1 protein-coding gene is annotated in these 1,780 nt (G+C 34.0%); it reads left to right on the plus strand.

All coding sequences use genetic code 11. The annotated features are described in order from the left end of the window. The coding region (locus ACN4EE_RS23095) for an N-6 DNA methylase (RefSeq protein ID WP_431708857.1) at positions 1–1,780 on the plus strand (1,780 nt) is incomplete at both ends.

The following is a 1,780-nucleotide window of genomic DNA, read 5'->3' on the forward strand; positions in this document are numbered from 1 at the left end:
CAAACCGCAAAAAGTAGTAATTATTATATTAATTGTTTAGTTAGAAATAAAGACATTCAACTTAAACCAGAAGAAGTTATTAGACAACTTTATTTAAGGGTTTTACATCAGCGTTATCATTATCCTTTTTCACGGATGCAAATAGAATATCCTGTGTCTTTTGGGCGAGAAAAAAAGAAAGCTGATATAGTAATATTCGATCGAGATAAGCCCACCATTCCCTATATAATTATCGAATTAAAAGCACCGAAATTAAAAGACGGCAAAGATCAACTTAAATCCTATTGTAACGCAACGGGCGCACCCATCGCAGTGTGGACAAATGGAGATCAAATATCATTTTATCAGAGAAAAGACCCGAATTATTTTGAAGATATTACCGATATTCCTAACGTTAATCAAACTTTAGCGGATATATTAAACGAAAAATTTACCCTCGAAGATTTAGTTAAAAAAGATAAATTAGTTACTGAAAAAAAATCCTTAAAAAACCTCATTGAAGAATTAGAAGACGAAGTTTTAGCTAACGCAGGTGTTGATGTTTTTGAGGAAGTATTTAAACTCATTTTCACGAAACTTTATGATGAATGGTTATCAGGAAAAGGCAATAATAAAAATAGTCGTTGTTTAGAATTTAGAAACACTGGGCAAACCGAAACCGCCCTCAAAAATAAGATTCAAAAACTCTTTGATGATGCGAAGAAAAAATGGGAAGGGGTATTTAGTGAAGAAAGCAAAATTACCCTTACTCCTTCTCATTTATCGGTGTGTGTTGCTTCCCTCGAAAATGTTAAGTTATTTAACTCTAATTTAGATGTCGTTGATGAGGCTTTTGAGTATCTAATTAACAAGAGTAGTAAGGGAGAAAAAGGGCAGTTTTTTACCCCTCGATATGTTATTGATATGTGTGTGAAAATGCTTAACCCAAAAGAGGATGAATTTATCATTGACACCGCCGCAGGTTCATCTGGTTTTCCTGTACATACTATCTTCCATGTTTGGCAACAAATTTTAGAAGATGAGGGCATTTCTGCTAGTCATTTATTCTCTTTAGAAGATAAGCCCTATCGATGTACAAAATACGTTGAAGAAAAGGTTTTCGCCATTGATTTTGATGAAAAAGCAGTACGAGTTGCGCGTACTTTAAACCTAATTGCAGGGGATGGAGAAACTAATGTTTTACATCTAAATACCCTCGATTTTGACAGGTGGGATGACTGGATAAAACAAGAGGATTGGATTGATATTTATAATCAAGGTTTTAAACGTTTAAAGAAACTGCAAACAGAGAAAAATAGTTATCAACAATTCAATTTTGATGTGTTAATGGCTAACCCTCCTTTTGCTGGTGATATTAAAGAAAGTCGTCTTATTCAAAAGTATGATTTATCGGTAAAAGATAACGGTAAAAGACAAACTAAAATGGGGCGGGATATTCTCTTTATTGAGCGCAATTTAGACTTCCTCAAGTCGGGGGGAAGAATGGCTATTGTTTTACCTCAAGGAAGATTCAATAATTCTAGTGATAAATATATCCGTGATTATCTTGCCGAAAGATGTCGAATTTTAGCGGTAATTGGTTTACATGGCAACACTTTTAAACCCCATACTGGCACGAAAACTTCGGTTTTATTGGTGCAAAAATGGGATGATAAATTATGCCCAAAGGTGGAGGATTATAATATCTTTTTCGCTACCATGCGTAAATCTGGTAAGGATAATTCGGGAGAAAAAATCTATAGTAAAAATAGTCAGGGAGAGTTTATTTTAGATAGTCACA

The sequence above is a fragment of the Geminocystis sp. CENA526 genome, assembly GCF_050753365.1.
Taxonomy (GTDB): Bacteria; Cyanobacteriota; Cyanobacteriia; order Cyanobacteriales; family Cyanobacteriaceae; genus Geminocystis.